Here is a 16,262-nt window from a genome sequence, read left to right as displayed (position 1 = left end):
CTAGTGACCCGAGGGTTCGAGCTGGCGGGTCGGCAGGCCCAGCTGACCCATGCGCGCCGTCAGGCGGGCCTGTTCGGCCGCCGACATCGTCGCGCTGCGCGACAGCAGGGCCGGGAACTGGCCGTCGGCCGTGGTGGCGATCATCCAGCTGTAGTCGGGCGCGACCTCGATGACCCAGTAGCGCTGACGGATCAGGCCGCCGAAGAAGCTGGCCTCGAACTTGGCGTTGGTCGTGCTGTCGAGCACCCGGGCGCTGGTGTTGACGGTGGAGGTCCGGCCCGTGCGCGAGCCCTGATGGCAGGTCTGGGCGATGGTGAAGCGGTCGGCGCCACGTCGCGACCAGACCTGGCTGGCGGCCCAGCAGTTGCGCTGATGATCGTTGGGCGTGCGCAGGATCTCGTACCAGCGCCCCATGAAGCGATCGAGGTCGACGTGGCTTCTCGGCTGGGGCGCCTCTGCCGAGGCGACGGCGGGGATGGCGACGGCCGGGATCGCGGAAGCGAGAGCGAGGGCCATGACGGCGGCGCGGAGGTTCAACATCGGGTTCAGCTTCCTTGTGTCGCCGGGGTCGGCTGACCGACCGTGACGGGCGTCGCGGGCACGGAGCCGGGCCGCAGGCGAAGCCCCTTGAGGATCAACAGGATGGCCTCCCAATGGATGCCGGCGATGACCTTCAACGTGAGCAGGGGATGGGTGATCCAGGCCCGCATCAGATTGCGGTCGGTGAGCGGCGCCCGCTCTCCGAAGAAGCTGGTCAGCAGCATCGGCCCCTCCCCGTCCTCGACGGTGATTGAAACGCCCAGGATTTCGTCGTCGGCGCCGGTCGGGGGAATGACCGAGAAACGGTAGCTGAGGTCCATGTCCATGAAGGGCGAGACGTGGAACTGTTTGGCGACCGACTGGCGTATGGCGCGGTCCGGGGCTGCCACCGGGATCAGATAGGTATGGCGCTGGCCGAAGGTGTTGGACACCTCGTACAGAATGGCGCTCAGCCGCCCCTCGCGGTCGTGGCAGAAGAAGACGCTGAGCGGATTGAAGCCGTAGCCGAGGATGCGCGGCATGGTCAGCAGCCGGATCGGCCCGCCGCCGGGAATGTTCGCCTCGGCCAGGCTGCGTTCGATCTGGTCGCGCAGGGGCGTCCGCGACCGGTCGCCGAAGTCCGACAGGTTCAGCGACATCAGGCCGAACTTGCCGCGCGCCAGCCACTTCAGCCGCCCGGTCAGACTGGCCGCCTCGTCGAGGTCGATCAGCAGCATGAAGACGCGGTACTTGAGCGCATGGACGCGCGGGCGCAGGCGGCGGTGCGACACCGTGCCGGCGTAGATTCCCGATGCGACCGCCTCCGTCATGCCGGGGTCGCCTCGGCGGCCGCGGCGGGGGCCGGAACGGTCAGCGGGATGCGGCCGCTCTCGTTCTCGACCGTCCACGGACGCCGCACGCCGCCGATGGCTTCGGCGACCGCCAGACCGGCCTGCAGCCCGTCCTCGTGGAAGCCCGAACCGAACCAGGCGCCCGCAAACCAGGTATCGTTGACGCCCTGCAGCGACCAGAGCGCGTTCTGCGCAGCCAACGCCGCGGCGTTGAAGATCGGGTGGTCGAAGTCGTGGTCGGCGATCACGGTCGCGGGATCGGGCTCGATCTCGGGGTTCAAGGTCACGAAGACCGGATCGCCCGGCAGCCCCTGCAGCAGGTTCATCCAGTAGGTAACGCTGGGGTGGCTTTCGCCCTGCCGCGAGGCCGCGCCGCCCACATAGTTCCACGCCGCCCAGGCCGCGCGACGCTTGGGCATCAGTTTCGGGTCGCGGTGCATGACGACCCGGTTGCGGCTGTAGCGAATGGCGCCGAGCAGCCGGGTCTCTTCGGCGGTGGGGGCGTCCAGCAGGGCGAGGGCCTGATCGGAGTGGGTGGCCAGGACGACGGCGTCATAGACCTCCTGCTTGCCCGACGCCGTATGGACGATGGCCCGCCCCGGACGGCGCACGATGCGGGTGACCGGATCGCCGACCGACAGGCCGCCACGGAACTCGCGCGCGAGGGCGTCGATATAGGCGCGGCTGCCCGTGTCGACCGTCTTCCAGTTGGGCTTCAGGTCCACCTCGAGCAGGCGGTGGTTGCGATAGAAGCGGATGAAGGCCGCCGCCGGATAGTCGGCCATCTGGCACGAGGACGACGACCAGATCGCCGCCGCCTGCGGCAGCAGATGCCGGTCGCGGAAGGCCGCGCCATAGCGTTCCTGATCCAGATAGTCACCGAGCGAACACAGGGAGATGTCGAGATCGCCGAGGTCGGCCTCGGCCGTCCGGTGGAACCGCTTCAGGTCGATCAGCATGCGCCAGAAGTCGGGGCTGAACAGATTGCGCTTCTGGGCGAACAGGCCCTTGGCGCCATGGCTGGAATATTCGAACCGGCCCTCGTCCATCGACACCGCGAAGGACATGTGGGCGGGCTTGGACGGCACATCCAGATAGTCCAGCAGGGCCGTGAAGTTCGGGTAGTTGGGCTCGTTGAAGACGATGAAGCCGGTGTCGACCGGCATGACGCCGTCGCCCGTCGGGACGTCGATCGTACAGGCATGGCCGCCCAACCGGTCGCCGGATTCATAGAGGGTGACGTCGTGCGCCTGCGACAGCAGCCAGGCGGCGGACAGGCCGGATACGCCGGAGCCGACGACGGCGACACGGCGCCGTGATTTCAGGGTCTCTTGAACGGGCGAAGGTCGATCGTACATGACAGCTCACGAGCAGACCGGCGTTTGGCCGGACGAAGTCAGCTACGAAGCTGCACGGCGTCTGGATGTTCCAAAAAAAGGCGCATCCTTTCCGCGGCTAATCCGTAGCTTCACCGTCCGACCGGACGCGTGAACGCGCGGAGATCACCATGACGGCCCCTTCCATCGACGACGCCCTCGACCTTCGCGCGATCCGCGCGCCGAAGCCCGGCAAGCTTCTGCTCTGGGTGCTGGGCAAGGTGGGTCAGGACTGGCGCGGGCGCGGCCTGGTGATCCAGGCTCCGGACCGTCAGGAATATCGCTTCGGCCCGCCCTCCCCCGATCCCGCCCGCCTGATCGTCCACGACTGGAAGATGATGGGCCGGGCCTTGGCCGCCGGGGATATCGGCCTGGCCGAAGGCTATATGGCGGGCGAGTGGGACACGCCGGATCTGGCCGCCCTGCTGGCCGTCTTCGCCGACAATTTCGAGCGTCTGGACCAGTTCGCCATGGGCAATGCGGTCGGGCGCGGCGTCAACTGGATCGTCCACCGCCTCGGCAAGCTGAACACCCGGCGCGGGTCGAAGAAGAACATCATCGCCCACTACGACCTAGGCAACGCCTTCTATGAACGCTGGCTCGACCCGAGCATGACCTATTCCTCGGCCCTGTGGACCCGGCCGGAGCAGTCGCTGGAAGACGCCCAGCGCGAGAAATATGCGGCCCTGGCCTCCAGCATCGGTCTGAAGCCGGAGCATACGGTGCTGGAGATCGGCTGCGGCTGGGGCGGGTTCGCGGAGTACGCCGCGGGCGAGATCGGCTGCCGCGTCGTCGGCCTGACCTTGTCGCCGTCCCAACAGGCCTTCGCGGTCGAGCGGATGGCGAAGGCGGGCCTGTCGGACAAGGTCGAGATCCGCCTGCAGGACTATCGCGACGTCACCGAAACCTTCGACCGCGTCGTCTCCATCGAGATGTTCGAGGCGGTCGGCGAGAAGTGGTGGCCGACCTATTTCGACGTCGTCCGCAACCGGCTGAAGCCCGGCGGCCGGGCGGGGCTACAGATCATCACCATCCGCGACGACCTGTTCGCCGGCTATCGCGGCCGGGTGGACTTCATCCAGAAATACGTCTTCCCCGGCGGGATGCTCCCCTCGGAGGCTGTGCTCAAGGACGTTATCGAACCCCACGGCCTGAGCATCGAAGCCACGACCCGCTTCGGTCAGGACTATGCCCGCACCCTGCATCTGTGGGCCCGCCGGTTCCGCGAGGAAGAGAGCGGCATGACCACCGTCTTCGACCGTCAGTGGCTGTTCTACCTCGCCTATTGCGAGGCCGGGTTCGCGACCGGGCGGACCAATGTGGTGCAGCTGAGCCTTTCGGCGCGCTGACGGCGGCCCATCGCCCGCCCGGTCAGGGCCGACACGATTAATCAACTTCTCTGACGCAACCTATACGTGCAATCACGAGGGGTGCGCGGATGGTCGAGCTGAGCGGAGATCAGGGAGGCGGGGCGCCGGGGGGCGCATCGCGTTCGCCTCCGGCCGAACTGGTGTCGGTCCAGTACCTGCGCGCCGCCGCGGCCCTGGGTGTCGTCGTCTGGCACGCCCAGGGCCAGATGGGCCTGAAGGAAACCACCGTCCTCCAGGCGGGGATCGAGATCTTCTTCGTGATCAGCGGCTATGTGATGTGGCTGATCCTGTCGCGACGCCCGGTCTCGCCCGTCACCTTCCTCAAGAAGCGCCTCATCCGGGTCGTGCCCCTGTATTGGGTTCTGACCAGCCTGATGGTCGTCCTGCTTCTGGTCGCGCCGCAACTGTTGCAGAGCGCCCGGTTCGATCCGGCCCATATCATCGCCTCCTATCTGTTCGTCGCCTGGCCCAATCCGGTCGAGGGCGCGGGTTTGAAGCCGGTGATGATCCCGGGCTGGACCCTGAACTATGAGATGTTCTTCTACCTGGCCCTCGCCGCGGTCCTGCCGCTGGCGGCGCGGCGAAGAGCCCCTATCCTGTTGGGTTTCCTGGGACTTCTGGGCGCGGCCTCGCTGCTGCCCCTGCCGCCGATCGCCCACTTCTACGCCTCGCCCTATATGCTGGAGTTCGCGCTCGGCATCCTGCTGGCGCTCGGGCTGGAGCGTCTGCCGGAGCGGTGGAAGCGTCAGGGCCCCTATGGCTTCGTCACCGGCTGTTCGCTGTTGTTCATCGGCGGCCTGCTGATCGACCCGCAGAACCACGCCCGGCTGATCGCCTTCGCCCTGCCCGCGACCCTGCTGATCGGAGGACTGGTCTGCTGGGAGACGCACGGCCGGCTGCCGGTCCTGCCCTGGCTCAAGCGCGTCGGCGACGCCTCCTACCCCCTCTATATGGTCCACCCGGTCCTGCTGTCGGCCATGGCCCAGGGCTGGCGCGCGGCGGGCCTGACCGCCCTGTCGCCCTGGCTGTTCGTGGCGGCGGGGGTCGTTGTGACTTCCCTCGTCGGCTGGGCCCTGCACGTCACCCTGGAGCGCCCGCTTCTGGCCGCCTTCAGCCCCGCGCGGAAGACCGGGAGCAGCCCCGTGACACCACCCCTGATTGTTTCGCAGCACTCCCGGCCATGACCTCCTTTCCCCTTCGCGACGTCATGACCGACGGCCGTCCCGTCGCCGACCGCCGACGCCGGACCCGACGGCCCGTGCGGCCCTCAATGCGGTTCATCCGGGTGTCGCTGGGGATGATCAACCGGCTGGTCATGGTCGCCGACGCCGTGACGATTCTCGGCGTCACCCTGATCTTCTGGCTGATGGGCGCGCCCCATCCGGCGCCCCTGTCCCTGCTGCAGATCCTGATCGCCGCGGCCGTCGGCGCCGCCGTCTTCGTCGCCGTGGTCCAGATCTGGGGTGGCTATCGGGTCGAGCGCTATCACCGGGTGCGGTCGCAGGGGCTGGACGTCGCGCTCGGCCTGATCGCCGCGACCGCGACGGACCGGCTGGTCGTCTGGGCCTTCGCCCCGGCGGCGCTCAATTCCAACCACTGGCTTCTGGTCTGGCTGCTGGGCGTGCTGGCCGGGTTGACGCTGGGACGGATCGCCTCGGCGATGAGCATCGACATCCTGCGCCGTCAGGGTCTGCTGCGCCGCCGCGTCGCCGTGGTCGGTGCGACCCTGCTGGCCGGCGAGGTCATCCGCAACGTGCGCAAGGCCGAGTGGCATCGGGAGTTCGAACTGGTCGGCCTGTTCGACGATGCCTCCCCCTCTCCCATGGTCGGACGGATCGCCGACCTGCGCGCCCTGGCCCAGACCCGCCGCATCGATGTGATCGTCCTGGCCCTGCCATGGAGCCAGTCGGACCGGATCTTCGCCCTGGGCGACCAGCTGCAGTGGATCTCCGCCGACGTGGTGACCCCGCTGGAGCATCCCGGCTTCCTGACGCGGTCCAGCCTCCTGACCCAGGTCGCGGGCCTGCCCGCCCTGCAGCTGACCCGCCACCCGTTCCGGGGCACCCAAGGTCTGGTCAAGACGGGCCAGGACTATGCGGTCGCGGCCATCGGCCTGATCGCCGTGTCGCCGATCCTGATCGGAACGGCGGTGGCGCTGAAGCTGTGTGGCGGCGGCCCCGTCCTGTTCCGCCAGGACCGGATCGGCTTCAACGGCCGGCCCTTCTCGATCTACAAGTTCCGCACCATGACCGTGGACGCCGCAGACGACGGGGCGGGCGGGCAGGTCCGCGACAATCCCCGCATCACCCGGCTCGGCGCCCTGCTGCGGCGCACCTCCATCGACGAACTGCCCCAGCTGCTGAATGTCCTGCGCGGCGAGATGTCGATCGTCGGCCCCCGGCCCCACGTCGCGGGCATGCGGATCGGAAGCGGCGCCTATTCCGAAGCGGTGCGGAGCTACGCCGCCCGCCACCAGATCAAGCCCGGCATCACCGGCTGGGCCCAGATCAACGGCATGCGCGGCGGGATCGACACCTTGGAAAAGGCCGAGCGCGGCGTCGATCTCGATCTTCACTATATGCGCAACTGGTCGCTGCAGCTGGATCTGCGGATCATGATCAAGACCCTGACCCTGCACATGGCCGGGCCGCAGGTGTTCTGAGGCGCCGGCCCAACCACCAACCGAGGGCCAACACCGTCGCCAGCTCGCCCGGCGACAGGACCACCGAGACGATCGGCGAGACGACGATCAGGAACAGGGCGTAGTCGAACAGGGCCCGCTCCAGCATCCCGCTTTCCCTCGCCCCTTCCCACGCCTGCCGCAGGGCCCACAGGTGCAGGGCCAGCATCAGACCGGCGCCGATCAGGCCGTATTCGAACACCACCCCCAGCCAGCCCAGGTCGGACGGAAAGAAGAAGGGCGTGCCGACGATGTCGCCCATCGTCACCCCGCCGATCCGGGTCGCACTGCCCACGCCTGTGACCCACCGCCACGGCTGGTCGTTGAGGAAGCGCAGCGCCGCCTCGGCCTCGGTCTGGCGCATGGTCAGGGAGCCGCCCAGTCCCTCGGCCGCCGCCCCGCCCTGAAGCCACAGCAGCGCGGGGATCAGGGCCGCCAGCGCCGCCGCCGCCAGGCCGATCAGCGCCGGCCCGCGCCACCGGCCGAGGCTGAGCGCCGCGCCCAGCACCAGCACCATCCCCGTCCCCGCGATCTGGGCCCGCTGTTTGTAGATGCAGACCATGGCGACCAGTCCGAGACCGATCAGCACCGGCTTCCACAGCCTCGGCCGCGCCCAGAACGAGCGGTTCAGCACAAACAGGCCTAACACGCCGAACATCATCGGCGCATTGATCCGCCGCCCGCGCTCGATGTCGCTGAGGAAGACCTTGGTGGTTTCGATGGTGCCGTTGAAGGCCGCGTCCGGCGCCAGGAACCAGGCCCCGACCAGAAAGACGAAGGTCAGGCCGCAAAGGATCATGACCGCCCGCAACAGCTCGCGCGCCGAAGGCCGGAGCAGATTGAGGGCCGCCGCTCCGGCCAAGGCCCCGGTCAACGGCCAGATCTTGGCGGTCGAGGCGACGGCTCCCAGCAGGTCGTTGCCCAGCTGGCCCATGCTGATGAAAGGGACGACGGCCAGCAGCCACGCCAGGGCCGCCAGCAGCAACGGCTGATAGCCGGGCCTCAACCCCAGGACGGCGATCACGGTCAGCGGCAGGATCAGCACCGGCCAGACCTTGGACAGGCCATAGAGGACCGGCGCGTCGATGACGTACTGGAACAGGCCCGCGAACATCGGCAGGGTCAGCGCCAGCAGGGCCGTGCGTCCCCATGAGGCGGGCCATGCCGGACGCAGGGGCCGCTCCGGAACCGCGCCCAGCACCCGCCCGCGTCGGGGCGCGCTCACGCCGGCGACGGCCCCGCCCCGGCCTCGCCCCCCCTCTCTGCCTTCGCCCTCAGCCGCTCCTTGAGGGCGATCCAGAGGATAGGGGCGGACTCGATGAAGACGCGTCGGAAATGGCCGCGCGGCCGCTGCGCCAGCCGCCACGCCCACTCCAGGGTCGCCGCCCGCACCCAGTAGGGCGCCCGCTTGACCCGTCCGGTCAGGAAGTTGAGGGCGCTGCCGACACACAGGCCCACGCCGGTGATCCCCTCCATCTGGGTCAGACGTAGGGCCAGCATCTCGCTCTGCGGCGCCCCGGCGATCAGGAAGACATAGCGGGCGGGGTGCTCGCGCACGAAGCGCAGGCACTGCTCTACCTCCTCCGGATCGCGCCAGAAGCCGAACGACGGGGTGAAGCGCGCGATGCGGGTCAGGCCGAAGCGGGACCGCAGCAGGGCCTCGACTTCCGCGTCGCCGCCGATCAGGGTCACAGGCGCGTCCCAAGGCACGCCCAGCTCGAACAGCCGCGTGGTCAGGTCGCTGCCGGCCGCCAGTGGGAAGTCCCGCCCGAACAGGCCCAGCGACAGCAGCCTCAGGATCCGGCTGTCGTTCAGCACCATCCAGGCCGCGCCCTGTGGTCCGCGAAACCGCGTCTCGCCCGAATAGGCGGCGACCACATGCTGGGCGTTGGGGGTGACCACGAAGGCGAAGGGCGCGGTCTCGGGCCGGTCGGTGACGGCCCGGGTCGCGGCCTCCAGCGTCAGGGGGGTGAAGGCGACGCCGAGGAAGCGTCGGCGAGGCAGACCGTCGCTCATCGCACCCCCTCCAGGCTGTTGGTGTAGGAGACGTTGCGGCTGAACGGCAGCATCCTGTTGACGTACTGGTCGATCCACAGATTGACCTCGGCGACGCGGCTGCGCGGCACGAAGACGATGTCCTCCGAGGCCAGCGCCAAGCTCTCGCCGGGGGCCCCGCTCGACACGAACCGACGCAGGTCGACGGTTCTCAGCATGGGCGGCCCCTCGGGTCTCTGGCGGATGATCACGACCTGATCCATGCGGCTCTCGGGGCTGAAGCCGCCCGCCAGTATCACCGCCTCCAGCGTGGAGGCTCGCGCCGGCAGGGGATAGACGCCCGGCCGCGACACCGCCCCGCCGACGATGATCCGCGCCGCCCGGGCCTCGGTCACCGACAGGGTCACCACGGGGTGGCGCAGCCGGGGTTCGGCGGCGGCGGCGACAGCGGCCTGAAGCTCGGCGGCCGTGCGGTTCTGGGCCTCGACCCGGCCCGCGGCCTTCAGGCTGATGAAGCCGCCGGGCTCGACCGCCGCCTCCTGCGCCATCTCGGGCGTCATCAGGAAATCGACCTTCAGCCGGTCGCCGACGCCCAGCCGATAGATGGGCGCGACATCGCTCCAGGCCGCGAAACCCTGCGGCTCCCGCTCGACCGGGCGGATGTCCTGTGTGGTGCCGCAGGCCGCCAAAAGCAGCAGCGGAAGAAGCCGTTTCAAAGCCATCGGTAGATCGCCTCCGGAATATGTTTGCGTCGGCCGGTGAAGACGAAGCCCAGCAGGTCGCCGCCCGCCGCCAGCACCGCCTCGCGCATCCGCAAGGCCACGGGACCGCGCGTGCGCTCGGCCGCGACCAGCATCACCGTGGCGTCGACGAGCGGATGCAGGCGGCGCGCGTCGGGCGCCTCCACGTCGGCGCGGCCGACCACCACGATCCGGCCGAAGGCGCCGCGCAGCACCTCCATCAGGGTCTCGGGGGCCGCCTCCACGGCGGTGACCCCGCCCAGAACGTTCAGGCTCTCTTCTTCCCCCGTCGCGACCCACAGACCCGGCAGGCTGGAGCGGGCCACGTCCAGATGATGTGCGGCGATCGGCAGGCGGCGCAGCGTCGTCGCCGAGGCCTTGCGGCGGTAGTGGTCCGCCGCATCCAGATCCAGCAGCAGCACCGCCTCGCGCCGGCCCGAGGTCGCCAGGGCCTGGGCCAGGGCCAGGCCGATGCGGCTCTTCTGCGGTCCCTCCCCGACGATCTGGACCACCCGCGCGGGCCGCCCGTCGACGCCTTCGGTCAGGAAGGACGCCAGCCGCCGCACCGCCGTCTGGCCCTCGGGCGAGCCGGGGTCGGCCGCCTCGCTCTCGAAGATCATCAGCCCGGGCAGGCGCAGCGCGCCCTCGGCCTCTTCCGGGGTGACGAAGGTCTGGCGCAGCATGACCGCCAGGGTCACCGCCACCGCCGCCACCGCGAGGCCTGCGAACAGGCCGGCCAGCACCAGCGCCGGCCTCAGCTCCCGCCCGGCCAGGGACGCCGTCGGCGGCTGGACGATGCGCAGGGTCGTATTGTGGTCGTCGACCGCCTGATCCTCCAGCGAGGAGCCGGCCCGGCTGACCAGAAGGGTGCGATAGATGGTCTCCGACGCGCCGCGGCTGCGCTCCAGATCGTGCAGCCGCATCTCGGCCCGGGCCAGGTCGCGCACCCGCGCCTCGGCTGTCGCCACCTGTCCCGCCAGCTCCGCCGACTGCCGTGTCAGGGCCGCCTGTTCGACGGTCAGGGCGGCGCGGCGCTGGGCCAGCATGTCGGCGACCGGATTGCGCACCGTGCGGTCGCTGGAGCGGATGTCCTGGGCGTTTTCGACGATCTGGGCCTGCGCCGCGGCGATCTTCGCGTCCAGCTCGATCAGGCCGGGCCAGTCGGCGGCGTACTGGCCCGCCACATGGGCCCGCTCCTGACGCAGCCGCAGCAGGGTGTTGCGCGCCTCGTCATTGGGCGTTGAATTGGTGCGTTCCTGACTGTCCAGAACCCGGTCGGCGGTGGCCGCCAGGGTCCGACCGGTCGCCGCCAGCTCGGCCCGGACCACGCCCAGCCGTTCGCGCGTCTGGGCCGCCCTCTGGCTCAACCCGTCCAGCCGGTCCGAGGCCAGACGGATATCGGTCTCGACGTCCAGCACCCCGTGGTCGGCGCGCACCGTCTGGATGTCGGCCTCGGTGGCCTTCAGGGCCGCGACATAGCGGTCGATCTCCTGATCCTGCCGCGCTCGCGCCCCGTTGACATAGAGCCCGGCCCGGCGCGCCACATAGCCGTCGACCACCGCCTGAACCGCCCGCAGCGCCCGGCCCCGGTCCGGATCGGCGAAGGCCACGCGCAGGATATTGGTGCCGGGATCGACCTCGACCTTCAGGGCCTTCGAGAACCTCGTCATGGCCCGGGCGGAGGGGTGGGCGGTCCCGTCAGTGGCCTCAAGCGCCGCGAGGATCACCGGCTCGCTGTGCAGGATGCGGGCGTCGGACTGGAGCACCCGCTGCACCGCCTCCGCCCCCTGAAAGGCCTGGGGTCCGTTCAGCCCCTCCTGCGCCGCCTCGGTCGCCCCGACGCGCAGCAGCAGCAGGCTCTCGGCCGTGAATTTCGGCGGCGTCAGGACGGCGGCGACCAGCCCCAGAGCCAGTCCGCCCGCCAGACAGGCCAGCACCAGCCGCCCCTCGCGGAACAGATGGGTCAGGCCGTCGCGCAGGGACCAGGCGCCGCGCACGGCCGGCATCGGCCCCACGCCCGCCAACGCGGCACGAGCCTGCGCGGCGCCCTCTCCTGTCCATGTTCCAGCCGCTGCGACCAAGACCCAACCCCGGATCGTCGCCCGGTTGCGGACGACTCATTCATACACGTTCTGGTAGCATCGAGAAGGTAAACGAGTTGCATCCAGCCGCTGGAGGCTTCCGTGACCGCGACGACCCTGCCCCTCGTGACCCGCGCCCGGGTCCATGTCGTTCTGTCGCTGGGCGCTCGGGCGCTGGAGGCGGTGGCCAAGTTCGGCCTCTACGCCCTGGCGGCGCGGGCGCTGGGTGGCCACGACGCGGGCCGTTTCTTCCTCGCGCTCAGCGTCGTGCACATCGTCTCGACCGTGGCCCGGCTGGGGCTGGAGCGCCCCCTGACCCGCCATGTCGCCGCCGAGCTGGCCGTCGGCGACGGGGCGGCGGCCGGGCGTGCGATCCTGACCGGTTCGGCCGCCATCGGGGCCGCCAGCGCGGCGGCGGGGGTTCTGCTCTTTCTCGCCGCCCGGTCGTCGCCCATGACCTGCTGCGCCAGCCGGACATGGTCGGGGTGTTGAGGCTGGCGGCCCTGATCGTCCCGCTGCAGAACCTCGCCTATGCCCTCGCCTACGCCCTGATCGGGCTGGAGCGTGGCGCGGCGGGGCAGATGGTCATGAATGCTCTCGCCCCGGCGCTCAGCCTGACGGCCCTGATGCTGGGCGCCGGCGACCTGACCCGGCTGTTGATCGCCTATGCCGCCGCCTTCGCAGCCTGCGGCCTGCTGGGCCTCGGCTGTATCCTGCGCGAGCGAACCCGGCTGACCACTGCGTCCGGCTGGGTTGCTCCGCCCGTATCCCTGCCCAGCCTCTGGCACGGCGCCCGCCCCCTGCTGGTGGTCGAGGTTTCACAAGCCAGCCTGCTGAGCCTGCCCGTCCTGATCCTCGGCGCCCTGGCCGATCCGGTCTCGGTCAGCGTCTTCAGCCTCGCCAGCCGCCTGTCCATGCTGGTGACCACGGTGGTGCTCAGCCTCGGCGCCCTGTCGGCCCCCGCCTTCGCCCGTCACTACCGGCTGGCCGACTGGCCGGCGCTCCGGGCCGCCGTGCGCCACAACCGTCGTCTGACCCTGGCCTTCTGCCTGCCCCTGATCGCGGTCATGGCGGTCGGAGCGGAGCCGGTGCTGGCCCTTCTCGACGTCGAGGCGGCGCGCGGCGTGCCGGTCCTGCTGATCCTGCTCTGCGGCCAGCTGGTCTTCTGCCTCCTCCCCTCGCGCGACGTGCTTCTGGCCATGGCCGGAGAGGGGCGGATCCTGCGTCGGCTCAGCCTGTGGCAGCTGGCGTCCTGCACGGTCCTGTGTTTCGCCGCCGTTCCGGTCTGGGGCGCGGTCGGGGCGGCCCTGGCCAGCGCGACCCTCTGGACGGGCGGCGCCGTGGCCTTGGCGGTGACGGCTCGACGAAGGCTCCCGCAGGTGTAAATCTGGAGCCATGACCGACAGTGCCGCCTCCGGGCCTACCCCTTCCGAACTCATCGACGGCCGTATCGCGGCGCTGGGCGACTGGCGCGGCGAGACTCTGGCCCGTTGCCGCGCCCTGATCCTTCAAGCCGATCCGGAGATCACCGAGGACTGGAAATGGCGCGGCGTGCCCGTCTGGTATCGCGACGGCATGATCTGCACCGGCGAAACCTACAAGGCCGTGGTCAAGCTGACCTTCGCCAAGGGCGCCGCCCTGCCCGACCCGACCGGCCTGTTCAACTCAAGCCTCGAAGGCAACGTCCGCCGCGCCATCGACATCCCCGAGGGCGCCGTGATCGACGGCGAAGCGCTCAAGACCCTCGTCCGCGCCGCCATCGCCCTGAACCAGTCCAAGCCGGGGAAGAGAAAGTAGCCTACCGCTCGAACGGCGGCCGCTCCTCGCGGTGCACCGCCAGCACATTGCAGAAGTCGGCGGGCGGCGTCGTGATCTCGCCGAACGCCCCGTCCTTCAGGCGGAAGAAGCGGTAGTCGGCCTCGGCCAGCATGTCCCAGGTCTCGCTGGCCGCGCCCGAGGCCCCGCCAGCGTTGATGTACGCATTGCACTCGAAGATCACCGCGGGGCGCAGCCGGCTCAGCGTCCGTGTCGTGCCGGCGATGACCATCGGCTCGGCGCCCTCGACGTCGATCTTGATCAGGTCGATGCGCCACAGGTTCTCGCGCGCGACCAGACTGTCCAGCGTCAGGGTCCGCACCGTTTCGCCGTCGGTCGTCGCCGCATTGGCGATCAGCGAAAAGGCCTGGGGGTCGTCGCCCAGGGGCACATGGTGCAGCACCGCCTCCCCGTCCTTGTCCGAGGCCGCAAGCTTGAGCGCCTTCGCCCAGGGATAGGCGTTCATCGCCAGATTGGAGGTCAGATGCCCGAAGGCCGCCTCGCCCGGCTCCAGCGCCAGCACCCGACCGGTGGGCCCGACCAGCCGCGCCGCCTTCAGGGCGTAGAGGCCGATATTGGCGCCCACATCGATGAAGACGTCGCCGGGCCGCAGCAGCCGGTCCAGCTCGCGCAGCTCGGGCTCGACCCAGTCCCGCAGCAGGAAGGCGGTGATGGAGGTGTATTTCAGGTCCGCCGGCGTGCGCATCCGCTCCCCGCCCCGGGGGGTCAGGTCGAAGGCCGCGCCCCGCCCCATGGCCACCGTCGCGGCCAACACCCCGGCTCGGGCCAGAACCCGCGCAGGCTCGGCCCGGAAGGCCGGCTGTGAGGTCAGTTTCCGCACGCGTCGCATCAGGCTCATCGGGCGCTCGCAAGATCGTACGGGGCCTGAGAGGCCGCCGGGGGTGATGGATTGGCTTGAAGGAGTGCCTGCACCTCGGCCAGCCGCCGGGGGGTCATGCAGATCATGTTCTCGCTGTCCGTATGGCCGCGCACGAAGCCCCGCCCCTCGGCCGCCGTCTGGGGCCTGACCTCGACGTAGCCCAGCGAGGCCAGCATCGGCGCCAGCGTCGGATTGTCATGAAACCGCTCGACCATCAGCACCGGTTCATGGGCGATCAGGGTGAAGGCGCCGCCGGCCAGGACCTCGTGCTCCATCCCCTCGACGTCGATCTTGATGAAGGTCGGCTTCAGGTCGAAGGAATCGAGGGTGCGCGTCTCGCACTCGGCTTCCTCGACCGTCAGTTTCGCCGGGTCGAAGGCGTAAAGGGTCTCCGGCGACAGATAGGCCCGCGCCGCCTCCGCCGAGAAGGTCGCCAGTCCGTCGTAGGCGAAGCCACGGTAGCAGGGCGTAAAGAGGGTTCGCCGTTCGGCGCTCCGCCCCAGCCCCACATTGACCAGTCGCACGCCCTTCCGCTCCCCGAACCGGGCCAGAAGCCAGCGGAACATGGCCGGGTTGGGCTCGAACGAAACGACAGCCGCGTCCGGCCGCACCCGCTTCAGCGACAGGATGCTCTGGCCCCGGTTGGCCCCGACGTCGAGAAAGACGTCGTCCGCCCGCACCGGCAGCCGCCCGATCAGGGCGAAGTCGCGGTCATGCAGCAGGCCGAAGGTCAAACGCGACCAGTGGTAGAACCGGTTCTTGGCCTCGCGAAGCCCCGGAAACCAGTTCTGCGCTGTTCTGACGGCCTTTCGGTACATCTCGCTTCCCCGTGATGGACCGAGCCTACACGCGGAAGTTTCAACTATAGGTTGTGCTTACGCGCACAAACAAGCGCTCAAAGGAACGCGGTCTGCGGGAGTGTCAGGAAAGACCGGGCGAACCCGGCGAGCCTCAGCCGACCTCGGCCAGCTCCGGCACGCGGGTGACTTCGCGCCAGCTCTGCGGATTGGCCAGCAAGGCGCGGACCAGCAGGTTGTTGACCGCGTGACCGGCCTTGTAGCCTTCATAGCGGCCCAGCAGGGGCGCGCCGAGGACATAGAGGTCGCCGATGGCGTCCAGGGCCTTGTGACGCACGAACTCGCGTTCCATCCGCAGGCCGCCGGGGTTCAGGATCTCGTCGCCGTCGATGACGACTGCGTTTTCCAGCGACCCGCCGCGGGCCAGACCGGCCTTGCGCAGGGCCTCGACCTCATGGGCGAAGCCGAAGGTGCGGGCGGCCATGATCTCGGTGCGGAAGGTTTCCTCGTCGACGACGAAGTCCACCACCTGATTGCCGATGACAGCATTGTCGAAATCGATCTCGAACCGCATTTCGTAACGGTCGCAGGGCAGCAGGGCCGCCGTCTTGTCGCCTTCGGTGACGCGGATCGGCTCCAGGATCTCGATATAGCGGACCGGGGTCGACTGGCGGCGGAAGCCGGCGCGGTCCAGCAGCTGGACGAACTGCAGGGCCGAGCCGTCCAGGATCGGCAGCTCGGGCCCGTCGACCTCGACCACGGCGTTGGAGATGCCCAGGGCGGCGAAGGCGGCCATCAGGTGTTCGATCGTCGACAGACGCACGCCCTCGACGTTCTCGATCATGGTGTTCAGGCGGGCGTCGATGACGGCCTCGCCCGACACCGGGATCCGGTTGTCGCGGTCGGTGATGTCGGTGCGGACGAAGACGATGCCGACACCCGGCGCAGCCGGACGGATGGCCAGACGCACGCGCTCACCGGTGTGAACGCCGACGCCCGCGATAATGGCGGGTGCGACGATCGTCCGTTCGCGATGATCATGGCGTGGCGGCAAAGGCGGTGTCTCGTTTCGAAAAGCCCCAACCCGAACGCAAGACGGTCGGGGTCATCGATCTGTCTAACGGACGTCCCTCAAGGGGAAAACGAAACTCGGGTTTC

Annotated in this window: 16 protein-coding genes; 6 read left to right on the top strand and 10 right to left on the bottom strand. The window is 69.6% G+C overall.

What is annotated here, in order from left to right:
* The 3 genes from AC1ROD_RS17830 to AC1ROD_RS17820 are packed head-to-tail and all read right to left on the bottom strand — an operon-like array spanning position 1 to position 2,728.
* Positions 1 to 540 (bottom strand): lipocalin family protein, encoded by a 540-nt coding sequence (locus AC1ROD_RS17830; RefSeq protein WP_492949593.1) that lies wholly within the window; start codon positions 538 to 540, stop codon positions 1 to 3.
* Between the two features lie 5 nt (positions 541 to 545).
* A complete protein-coding gene (locus AC1ROD_RS17825; RefSeq protein ID WP_492949592.1) occupies positions 546 to 1,349 on the bottom strand; it encodes a DUF1365 domain-containing protein in 804 nt (267 codons plus the stop codon).
* Positions 1,346 to 2,728 (bottom strand): NAD(P)/FAD-dependent oxidoreductase, encoded by a 1,383-nt coding sequence (locus tag AC1ROD_RS17820; protein ID WP_492949591.1) that lies wholly within the window; start codon positions 2,726 to 2,728, stop codon positions 1,346 to 1,348. The genes AC1ROD_RS17825 and AC1ROD_RS17820 overlap by 4 nt, the downstream gene beginning before the upstream one ends.
* A gap of 149 nt (positions 2,729 to 2,877) precedes the next feature.
* On the opposite strand from AC1ROD_RS17820, the gene AC1ROD_RS17815 reads away from it, so the two are divergent.
* From AC1ROD_RS17815 to AC1ROD_RS17805, 3 genes are all read left to right on the top strand, one after another.
* Positions 2,878 to 4,095, top strand: coding sequence for a class I SAM-dependent methyltransferase (locus AC1ROD_RS17815; RefSeq protein ID WP_492949590.1), 1,218 nt, complete (start codon positions 2,878 to 2,880; stop codon positions 4,093 to 4,095).
* Between the two features lie 89 nt (positions 4,096 to 4,184).
* Positions 4,185 to 5,300 carry an acyltransferase family protein gene (locus AC1ROD_RS17810; protein ID WP_492949589.1) on the top strand — a complete coding sequence of 372 codons (1,116 nt, stop codon included), beginning with the start codon at positions 4,185 to 4,187 and terminating at the stop codon, positions 5,298 to 5,300.
* Positions 5,297 to 6,778, top strand: coding sequence for an exopolysaccharide biosynthesis polyprenyl glycosylphosphotransferase (locus AC1ROD_RS17805; protein WP_492949588.1), 1,482 nt, complete (start codon positions 5,297 to 5,299; stop codon positions 6,776 to 6,778). The genes AC1ROD_RS17810 and AC1ROD_RS17805 overlap by 4 nt, the downstream gene beginning before the upstream one ends.
* Here the strand turns inward: AC1ROD_RS17805 and AC1ROD_RS17800 are convergent.
* Genes AC1ROD_RS17800 through AC1ROD_RS17785 form a run of 4 tightly spaced genes read right to left on the bottom strand, consistent with a single transcriptional unit; the run spans position 6,735 to position 11,537 of the window.
* The gene (locus AC1ROD_RS17800) at positions 6,735 to 8,021 is read right to left on the bottom strand and encodes a hypothetical protein (RefSeq protein ID WP_492949587.1); all 1,287 of its coding nucleotides are present in this window, start codon (positions 8,019 to 8,021) and stop codon (positions 6,735 to 6,737) included. The genes AC1ROD_RS17805 and AC1ROD_RS17800 overlap by 44 nt on opposite strands.
* Positions 8,018 to 8,812, bottom strand: a complete 795-nt coding sequence (locus tag AC1ROD_RS17795; protein WP_492949586.1) for a WecB/TagA/CpsF family glycosyltransferase — start codon at positions 8,810 to 8,812, stop codon at positions 8,018 to 8,020. Before AC1ROD_RS17795 ends, AC1ROD_RS17800 begins: the two co-directional genes overlap by 4 nt.
* Entirely contained in the window at positions 8,809 to 9,513 is a 705-nt protein-coding gene (locus AC1ROD_RS17790) for a polysaccharide biosynthesis/export family protein (protein WP_492949585.1), read from the bottom strand. Before AC1ROD_RS17790 ends, AC1ROD_RS17795 begins: the two co-directional genes overlap by 4 nt.
* Positions 9,504 to 11,537 (bottom strand): GumC family protein, encoded by a 2,034-nt coding sequence (locus AC1ROD_RS17785; RefSeq protein ID WP_492949584.1) that lies wholly within the window; start codon positions 11,535 to 11,537, stop codon positions 9,504 to 9,506. Before AC1ROD_RS17785 ends, AC1ROD_RS17790 begins: the two co-directional genes overlap by 10 nt.
* 177 nt (positions 11,538 to 11,714) lie before the next feature.
* Here AC1ROD_RS17785 and AC1ROD_RS17780 point away from each other — a divergent pair, with 177 nt between their 5' ends.
* From AC1ROD_RS17780 to AC1ROD_RS17770, 3 genes are read left to right on the top strand one after another with little or no spacing between them, the layout of a single operon-like run.
* A complete protein-coding gene (locus tag AC1ROD_RS17780; RefSeq protein ID WP_492949583.1) occupies positions 11,715 to 12,104 on the top strand; it encodes a hypothetical protein in 390 nt (129 codons plus the stop codon).
* Positions 12,098 to 12,997, top strand: a complete 900-nt coding sequence (locus AC1ROD_RS17775; protein WP_492949582.1) for a lipopolysaccharide biosynthesis protein — start codon at positions 12,098 to 12,100, stop codon at positions 12,995 to 12,997. Before AC1ROD_RS17780 ends, AC1ROD_RS17775 begins: the two co-directional genes overlap by 7 nt.
* 10 nt (positions 12,998 to 13,007) lie before the next feature.
* Complete coding sequence (locus tag AC1ROD_RS17770; protein WP_492949581.1) at positions 13,008 to 13,409, top strand: DUF1801 domain-containing protein; 402 nt, start codon at positions 13,008 to 13,010, stop codon at positions 13,407 to 13,409.
* 1 nt (position 13,410) lies between these two features.
* Here AC1ROD_RS17770 and AC1ROD_RS17765 read toward each other — a convergent pair whose 3' ends face one another.
* The 3 genes from AC1ROD_RS17765 to lpxC all read right to left on the bottom strand — a co-directional run bounded on the left by AC1ROD_RS17765 (position 13,411) and on the right by lpxC (position 16,158).
* Positions 13,411 to 14,286 carry an FkbM family methyltransferase gene (locus tag AC1ROD_RS17765; RefSeq protein ID WP_492949580.1) on the bottom strand — a complete coding sequence of 292 codons (876 nt, stop codon included), beginning with the start codon at positions 14,284 to 14,286 and terminating at the stop codon, positions 13,411 to 13,413.
* Entirely contained in the window at positions 14,283 to 15,125 is an 843-nt protein-coding gene (locus tag AC1ROD_RS17760; RefSeq protein ID WP_492949579.1) for an FkbM family methyltransferase, read from the bottom strand. Before AC1ROD_RS17760 ends, AC1ROD_RS17765 begins: the two co-directional genes overlap by 4 nt.
* A 133-nt stretch (positions 15,126 to 15,258) precedes the next feature.
* Positions 15,259 to 16,158 (bottom strand): UDP-3-O-acyl-N-acetylglucosamine deacetylase, encoded by a 900-nt coding sequence (gene lpxC / locus AC1ROD_RS17755; RefSeq protein ID WP_492949578.1) that lies wholly within the window; start codon positions 16,156 to 16,158, stop codon positions 15,259 to 15,261.
* Between the last annotated feature and the right edge of the window lie 104 nt (positions 16,159 to 16,262).

The organism is Brevundimonas sp. GW821-FHT12E07 (assembly GCF_058807035.1).
Note: the sequence above shows the minus strand (reverse complement) of the source record. Positions and strands in the feature narration are given on the sequence as shown.

What these genes read in the sequence shown, in the direction of transcription:
- AC1ROD_RS17765 (WP_492949580.1), bottom strand. Translation starts at nt 14,286, where the DNA reads ATGAGCCTGATGCGACGCGTGCGGAAACTGACCTCACAGCCGGCCTTC.
- AC1ROD_RS17770 (WP_492949581.1), top strand. Translation starts at nt 13,008, where the DNA reads ATGACCGACAGTGCCGCCTCCGGGCCTACCCCTTCCGAACTCATCGAC.
- AC1ROD_RS17815 (WP_492949590.1), top strand. Translation starts at nt 2,878, where the DNA reads ATGACGGCCCCTTCCATCGACGACGCCCTCGACCTTCGCGCGATCCGC.
- AC1ROD_RS17790 (WP_492949585.1), bottom strand. Translation starts at nt 9,513, where the DNA reads ATGGCTTTGAAACGGCTTCTTCCGCTGCTGCTTTTGGCGGCCTGCGGC.
- AC1ROD_RS17820 (WP_492949591.1), bottom strand. Translation starts at nt 2,728, where the DNA reads ATGTACGATCGACCTTCGCCCGTTCAAGAGACCCTGAAATCACGGCGC.
- AC1ROD_RS17805 (WP_492949588.1), top strand. Translation starts at nt 5,297, where the DNA reads ATGACCTCCTTTCCCCTTCGCGACGTCATGACCGACGGCCGTCCCGTC.
- AC1ROD_RS17760 (WP_492949579.1), bottom strand. Translation starts at nt 15,125, where the DNA reads ATGTACCGAAAGGCCGTCAGAACAGCGCAGAACTGGTTTCCGGGGCTT.
- AC1ROD_RS17785 (WP_492949584.1), bottom strand. Translation starts at nt 11,537, where the DNA reads ATGCCGGCCGTGCGCGGCGCCTGGTCCCTGCGCGACGGCCTGACCCAT.
- AC1ROD_RS17830 (WP_492949593.1), bottom strand. Translation starts at nt 540, where the DNA reads ATGTTGAACCTCCGCGCCGCCGTCATGGCCCTCGCTCTCGCTTCCGCG.
- AC1ROD_RS17795 (WP_492949586.1), bottom strand. Translation starts at nt 8,812, where the DNA reads ATGAGCGACGGTCTGCCTCGCCGACGCTTCCTCGGCGTCGCCTTCACC.
- AC1ROD_RS17810 (WP_492949589.1), top strand. Translation starts at nt 4,185, where the DNA reads ATGGTCGAGCTGAGCGGAGATCAGGGAGGCGGGGCGCCGGGGGGCGCA.
- AC1ROD_RS17825 (WP_492949592.1), bottom strand. Translation starts at nt 1,349, where the DNA reads ATGACGGAGGCGGTCGCATCGGGAATCTACGCCGGCACGGTGTCGCAC.